We start from the raw sequence: 8221 nt of genomic DNA on the forward strand, positions 1-8221 counted from the left end.
CGCCGGACCTGCGCGAGTTCCTGCTGCGGACGCTGCCGGACTACCTCGTCCCGGCCGTGTTCGTGCCGCTCGACGCCTTGCCGCTCAACGAAAACGGGAAGGTCGACCGCCGGGCGCTGCCCGCACCCGACTTCGTGTCCGGGCTCGGGTACCGCGCACCCGCGACCGACGCCGAGCGGCTGCTCGCCGGCATCTGGGCCGAGGTGCTGCGGGTGGACCGCGTCGGCGCCGACGACAACTTCTTCGAGCTCGGCGGCGACTCGATCCTGAGCATCCAGGTGGTCTCCCGGGCCCGCCGGGCCGGCCTCGACCTGATGCCCGGCCAGGTGTTCGACCACCCGACCGTCGCCGCGCTCGCCCTCGCCGCCACCCCGGCCGCCGCCGTGGTCGCCGACACCGGACCGGTGACCGGTGACCTGCCGCTGACGCCGGTGCAGCACTGGTACCTCGACCCGCGGCCAGTACACCCGGAGCAGTTCGTCCAGTCCGTGTCGGTGGCGGTGCCGGACTCCGCGGCGCTGCCCCGCGCGCTACGCGAGCTGCAGCTGCACCACGACGCCCTGCGGCTGCGGTTCACCGCCGACGGCCAGTACCACGCGGCCGACGCCCACGACGTCCTCGGTGCCACCATCGACCTCGAGCACGGGCCGCTGCTGAGCGCCGAGCTCTCCGGCACGACGCTGACCCTCACCGCACACCACCTGGTCGTCGACGGCGTCTCGTGGCGGATCCTCCTGGACGACCTGGAAACCCTCCTGCACGGCGGCGAGCTCCCGGCCAGGACGACGTCCTTCCGCGACTGGGCGCGCACCCTCGCCCAGCGCACGGCCGACGGCTTCTTCGACGACGAATCCGCCCACTGGGCGGTGCTCGACGCCGACCCGGCCCTGCCGGTCGACGCGACCGGCGAAAACACCTACGGCTCGGCCCGCTCGGTGGTCGTGCGGCTGCCCGCGGAACAGACCCGGGCCGTGCTGCACGACGTGCCGGGGGCGTACCGGACGCAGGTCAACGACGTCCTGCTGACCGCGCTCGGCCGCGTCCTGCGCGACTGGACCGGCCGCGACCGCGTCCTCGTCGATCTCGAAGGCCACGGGCGGGAAGACCTGTTCGAAGGCATCGACCTGTCCCGCACGGTCGGCTGGTTCACCACGATCTTCCCGGTCGAACTGACCTCGTCGGGCGAGGACTGGGGCGAAGCCCTGAAGACCACGAAGGAGCAGCTCCGCGCGATTCCCCGCCGCGGCCTCGGCTACGGCGCCCTGCGCTACCTCGCCGGCACCGCCCCGCGCCTCGAACCGCGGATCAGCTTCAACTACCTGGGCCGCTTCGACCACGGCGGCGGCCTGGGCGGCGCGGCGCACCCCGAACAGACCCGGGCGCACCAGCTCGACGTCGTCGGCGCGGTCGTCGGCGACGAGCTGGAACTGACCTGGCACTACTCGGAAAGCGTGCACACCGAGGCCACCGTGCGCCGGCTGGCCGGCGCCCTCCTCGAAGCGCTCACCGGGATCGTCGGGCACTGCGCCCGGCCGGACGCCGGCGGCCGCACGCCGTCGGACTTCCCCCTCGCCCGGCTCGACCAGGCCGCGGTGGACCGCCTCGCCGGCACCGGCCGGACGGTCGAAGACATCTACCCGCTCACCCCGATGCAGTCGGGCATGGTCTTCCACAGCCTCGTCGACGGCGCGGCCGGGACCTACCTCAACCAGGTGCGCCTGCGGCTGACCGGCATCACCGACCCCGAGCGCCTCGCCCGGGCGTGGCAGCACGTCGTCGCGGACACGCCGGTGTTGCGCACCCGGATCGTCTGGGAGGGCCTCGACGAGCCGGTGCAGGTCGTCGAGCGGTCGGTCACGGTCCCGGTCGTCCACCTCGACTGGACCGCACTGGACGACGACGCGCGTGCCGCCGAGCAGGAGCGGTTCCTCGAAGCGGACCGGGCCGAGGGTTTCGACCTGACGGCCGCCCCGCTGCTGCGGCTGGCGTTCGCGCGGCTGCCCGGCGGCGACGTGCTGCTGGTGTGGACGTTCCACCACGTGCTGCTGGACGGCTGGAGCGCCGCACAGGTGTTCGGCGAAGTGTGCGCCCGGTACGCGGGCGCCGCCGCACCGGGGCACCGCCCGCCGTTCCGCGAGTACCTGCGCTGGCTCGGTGAGCAGGACACCACGGCCGCCGAAATCCACTGGCGCGAGCAGCTCGTGGGCTTCCGCACGCCGACGCCGTTGCCCTACGACCACCGTCCGGTGGAAGCGCACCGCGCGCGGTCCGCCGCGTCGGTCCGGGTGTCGGCGCCCGCCGACGGGCTGCGGGAGCTGGCGCGGCGCGCCGGCCTGACGCTCAACACGATCGTCCAAGGCGCGTGGGGGCTCGTGCTTTCCCGCTCCAGCGGGGAATCCGGCGTCGTCTTCGGCACCACGGTGTCGGGTCGGCCGGCCGACCTGCCGGGCGTCGAAGCGATGGCCGGGCTGTTCATCAACACCCTGCCCGCGCCGGTGACCGTCCACGACGGGCTCACCGTGACCGAGTGGCTGCGCGACCTGCAGGCGGCCCAGGCGCGTTCGCGCCGGTTCGACTTCGTGTCCCTGGCCCAGCTGCAGACCTGGGCGGGCGGCAGCACGCTGTTCGACAGCATCCTGGTGTTCGAGAACTACCCGTTCGACGCCGAAGCCGTGGCCGCGCACGGGATCGGCCTGCACGAGGACGGCGAGCTGCAGCCGACCAACTACCCGCTCAGCGTCGTCGTCACGCCGGGGGAGCACCTGGAGGTGTCGTTCGACCACGACCCGGACCTGTTCGACCGGGCCACCGTCGACCGGCTGGCCGGCCGGCTGCTGCTGGCCCTGGACCGCATCGCCGCGAACCCGGAAACGCGGGTCGGCGAGCTCGACCTGCTCACCGGTGACGACCGCGAGCGCGTGCTGCGGACGTTCAACGACACGGCGCACCCGGTACCCGAAGCCACCGTGGTGAGCCGGTTCGCCGACCAGGTCCGCCGGACCCCGGACGCGCCGGCGGTCGACGACCTGACCTACGCGCAGCTGGACGCCCGCGCCGGCCGGCTCGCGTCCCGGCTGGCCGAACTGGGGGTCGGGGTGGAGGACCGGGTGGGGCTGCTGCTGGAGCGGTCGCCCGACCTCGTCGTCGCCGAGCTCGCGGTGCTCAAGGCGGGTGCCGCGTACGTGCCGGTCGACCTGCGTGCACCGGCGAGCCGGATGCGGCTGGTCCTGGCCGAGGCGGGCGTTTCCGTGGTCATCGCGGCGGAGTCCTACCAGGACATCCACAGTGGACCGGTGGCCCGGGTGGACGAAACCGGGCCGGACGGCGCCCCGGACGTCCCGGTCCAGCCCGGAAACCTGGCGTACGTCATGTACACCTCCGGGTCGACGGGCAAGCCGAAGGGGGTCGCGGTGACCCACCGCGACGTCGTGGCCCTGGCCTCGGACCGCTCGTTCGCGGGCGAGGCGCACCGGACCGTGCTGCTGCACTCGCCGCAGGCGTTCGACGCGTCCACCTACGAGGTGTGGGTACCGCTGCTCAACGGCGGCCGGGTGGTCGTCGCCCCGCCCGGCGACGTCGACGCCGAGGTCCTGCGGGACGTCGTCACCGGCCAGGGGGTCAGTGCGCTGTGGCTGACCGCCGGGCTGTTCCGGCTGCTGGCGCAGGAGGATCCCGGCTGCCTGCGGGGGGCCGGCGAGGTGTGGACCGGCGGTGACGTCGTGCCCGCCGCCGCCGTCCGCCAGGTGCGGGACGCCTGCCCGGGGCTGACCGTCGTCGACGGCTACGGCCCCACCGAGACGACCACCTTCGCCAGCCGGCACTTCCTGGCGCCCGAAGACACGGTGCCGGACGCGATGCCGATCGGGCGGCCGCTGGACAACATGGCCGCCTACGTCCTGGACGAGGGGTTCCGGCCGGTCCCGCCGGGCGTGCCGGGCGAGCTGTTCATCGCCGGTGCCGGTGTTTCCCGCGGGTACCTCGGCCGGTCCGGGCTCACCGCGGAACGGTTCGTGGCCAGCCCGTTCGGCGCGCCGGGAGAACGCATGTACCGCACCGGGGACGTCGTCCGCTGGACCGGGGACGGCGTGCTGGAGTTCGTCGGCCGCGCCGACGACCAGGTGAAGATCCGCGGCTTCCGGATCGAGCCGGGCGAGATCGAGACGGCCTTGGCCGCGCACCCGGACGTCGCCGAAGCCGTCGTCGTCACGCGGGACCGGCGGCTGGTCGCCTACGTCGTCGCGGCCGGGAAGCCGGACCTGCGGGCGTGGCTGCAGCGGGACCTGCCCGACTACATGGTCCCGTCGGCGATCGTCACGCTCGAGGCGCTTCCCCTGAGCGCCAACGGGAAGGTCGACCGCCAGGCGCTCCCGGAACCCGCCGCGGAACCGGTGGGCGGGTACGTGCCGCCGCGCACGGAGACCGAACGCGTGCTCGCCGAAGTCTGGGCCGACGTCCTCGGCGTGCCCGGCGTCGGTGTCGAGGACAACTTCTTCGAACTCGGCGGCGACTCGATCCTGAGCATCCAGGTCGTCTCCCGGGCCCGGCGGCACGGCCTCGCGCTCACCCCGCGGGACCTGTTCGCCCACCAGACCGTCGCCGCGCTGGCCGTCGCGGCGGGCTCGGCCGCGGTGACCGCGGCCGAGCAGGGGCCGGTCACCGGCTTCGCCGCCCTGACCCCGATCCAGCTCTGGTTCTTCGCCGGCGACTTCGGTGATCCGAACGGGTTCACCCAGTCGGTCCGGATCGAGCGGGCCGAGCCGTTCGACGTCGAAACCCTCCGCGCGGCGCTGGCGACCCTCACCGGACACCACGACGCGCTGCGGATGCGGTTCACCGTCAGCGGCCAGGAGAACGCCCCGGCCGGACCGGCCGAGCTCTTCGGCGCCGGGATCGACGTGACCCGCGGGCCGCTGCTCACCGCCGAACTCCTGGAGCCCACGGTCCTGCGGCTGACGGTCAACCACCTCGTCGTCGACGGCGTCTCGTGGCGGATCCTCCTGGAGGACCTGGAAACCGCCTACCGCGGCGGCCCGCTGCCGCCGAAGACGACGTCGTTCCGCGACTGGGCCAACCGGCTCGCCGCGCACGCCGAGGCCGGCGGCTTCGACGACGAACTGCCGTACTGGCGGACCGCGCTCGCCGTCGACGCGTCGCTGCCGGTCGATCACGACGCCGCCGGGGCGGGCACCGGCACGGTCACCACGCGCTTGGACGACGAGCTGACGCGGGCGCTGCTGCAGGACGTCCCGGGTGTCTACCGGACGCAGGTCAACGACGTGCTGCTGGCCGCGCTCGGCCGGGTGCTGGCCCGCTGGACCGGCCGTGACGGGGTGCTGGTCGACCTGGAGGGCCACGGCCGCGAGGACCTGTTCGACGACGTCGACCTGTCCCGCACGGTCGGCTGGTTCACCTCGCTGTACCCGGTCGCGCTGCGGGTCGGCGACGAGTGGGGCGCCCTGCTCAAGTCGGTGAAGGAGCAGCTGCGGGCCGTGCCCCGCCGCGGCGTCGGCTTCGGTGCGCTGCGGTACCTGACCGGGACCGCGCCCGCGCTGGAGCCCGAGATCAGCTTCAACTACCTGGGCCGCCTCGACGGCGCGGCCGGCAGCCTCGACTCCTCGGCCGGCGAGGGCGCGGGCCGGGCGCACCTGCTCGACGTCGTCGGCCGGGTGGACCGGGAAACCCTGGAACTGACCTGGTACTACTCGCGCGACACGCACACCGCCGCCACGGTGGAGCGGCTGGCCGCGGACCTGGTGGCCGCGCTGGGCGAAGCCGTCGCGCACTGCGCCGGGCCCGGCGCCGGCGGCCGCACGCCGAGCGACTTCCCGCTGGCCGCACTGGACCAGCGGCAGGTGGACCGGATCGCCGGCGACGGCCGCGGGGTCGCCGACCTCCACCCGCTGACGCCGATGCAGGCCGGCATGGTCTTCCACGGGCTTTCCCAGGAATCCCAAGGCGTCTACTTCGAGCAGGTCACCGCCGTGCTCGACGGGGTCGCCGAGCCGCGGCTGCTGGCCGAAGCCTGGCAGCACGTCGTCGACCGGACGCCGGTCCTGCGCGGCAGCGTCGTGTGGGAGGACGTCCCCGAGCCGCTGCTCGTGGTCCACCGCGACGCGCGGGTACCGGTCACCGAGCTCGACTGGCGGGACCGCGACCGCGAGGACGCCCTGCGCGAGCTGCTCGCGAGTGACCGCGCCCGACCGTTCGACCTGGCGGCGGCGCCGCTGCTGCGGGTCGCCCTGGCCCGGCTGCCGGACGAGGCCGTCCAGCTCGTCTGGACGTTCCACCACGTCCTGCTGGACGGCTGGAGCGTCTTCCAGGTGCTCTCCGACGTCTGCACCGCCTACGCGGCCCTGCGCGACGGCACCGCGCCCGCCCTGTCGCACCGCCGTCCGTTCGGGGACTACGTCACCTGGCTCAGCGGCCAGACCGCCGACGGCGCCGAGGAGTACTGGCGCCGCGAGCTCGCCGGCGTCACCGAGCCGACGCCGCTGCCCTACGACCGGATCCCCGCGGCCACCCACGAATCGAGCTCGTCGACCTGGGTCGGCCGCGAGCTCGACGAGGCGGCGACCGGCCGGCTGGCGAAGTTCGCCCGGCGCGAGCGGCTCACCGTCAACGCCGTCGTGCAGGGCGCCTGGGCGCTCCTGCTGGCCCGGCACAGCGGCGAGGACGACGTCTGCTTCGGCGCCACCGTGTCCGGCCGCCCGGCCGGGCTGGCCGGCGTCGACGACATCACCGGCATCTTCATCAACACCCTGCCCGTGCGGGTCACCGCCGACCCGGCGGCCCCGGTCGCCGGCTGGCTGCGCGGCCTGCAGACCGCCCAGGCCGAATCGCGCCGGTTCGAGCACGTGCCGCTGACCGCGGTGCAGGCCTGGAGCGGCGTCGAGGGCGGCCGGAACCTGTTCGACAGCCTCGTGGTGTTCGAGAACTACCCGGTCACCGCCGACGACGTCGCCGCGCACGGCGTGCGGCTGCGCGAGCTGCAGGCGATGGAGACGACCAACTACCCGCTCAGCGTCGTGGCCGCTCCCGGCCCACGCCTGTCGCTCGGCCTGGGCTACGACAGCGCGCTGTTCGACGAGGCGACGATCGAACGGCTGGCCGGGCAGCTCGGACACCTCCTGGAGGCGATCGCCGAAGACCCGGCCCGGCCGTTGCGGGAGCTGGATGTCCTCGGGGCCGCCGAACGCGACCAGGTTCTCGTGGCGTTCAACGACACCGGCCACGAGGTCCCGGCGGTCACCCTCACCGAGCTGATCGAAGCTCAGGCGGCCCGCACACCCGACGCCATCGCGGTGGTGTCGCGGGACGAACGGCTCACCTTCGCCGAACTCGACGCGCGGGCCGACCGGCTGGCCCGGCTGCTGGCCGCGCGCGGGGCCGGCCCGGAACGGATCGTCGCGCTCGCCTTGGGGCGCTCGGTGGAGATCGTCGTCGCGCAGCTGGCCGTGCTCAAGACCGGGGCCGCCTACCTGCCGGTCGACCCGGACTACCCGGCGGAGCGGATCGCGTTCATGCTCGCCGACGCGAAGCCGGTCGTCGTGGTGACCAAGCCGGGGACGCCGCTGCCGGTCGACGGCGCGCTCGTCCTCGACGGCTCGGAAGCCCACGGACTGTGCTCGACCGGGGCTCCGCCCCGGGCCGGGGGCTCCGCCACCCGGAACCCCCGAAAAGCAGGTCCGGCCACCCCGCTAAGCCGATCCGTGCCGCTCACCGCACCGGCGTACGTCATCTACACCTCCGGCTCGACCGGCACGCCCAAGGGCGTCGTTGTCACGCACGCCGGCCTGGCGAGCTTCGCGAGCGCCGAGATCGCCCACTTCGACGTCCGGCCCGGCGATCGCGTGCTGCAGTTCTCCTCGCCCAGTTTCGACGCTTCGGTGCTGGAACTGTGCATGGCGCTGCCCGCGGGAGCGGCGCTGGTCGTGCCGCCGCCCGGGCCGCTGCTCGGCGACCACCTGGCCGCCGTGCTGCGCGAGGAAGGCGTCACCCACGCGCTGATCCCGCCGGTGGCCATGGCGAGCGTGCCGGACGTCGAGCTGCCCGCGTTCCGCACGCTGGTGGTCGGTGGCGAGGCCTGCCCGGCCGACCTGGTCGCCCGCTGGGCGCCGGGCCGCCGGATGATCAACGCCTACGGGCCCACCGAAACCACGGTGGTGGCGACCTGGAGCGACCCCCTCGAACCCGGGGCCACCCCGCCGATCGGCCGCCCGAT

The 8221-nt window shown here is 74.2% G+C and carries 1 protein-coding gene; it reads left to right on the plus strand.

From position 1 onward, the window contains the following. Nucleotides 1–8221 (plus strand): non-ribosomal peptide synthetase (locus CCN39_RS26490; RefSeq protein WP_143264148.1); only part of this gene is annotated, 8221 nt, incomplete at both ends.

This window comes from Amycolatopsis kentuckyensis, assembly GCF_002155975.1.
In the GTDB taxonomy this organism is placed as follows: domain Bacteria; phylum Actinomycetota; class Actinomycetes; order Mycobacteriales; family Pseudonocardiaceae; genus Amycolatopsis; species Amycolatopsis kentuckyensis.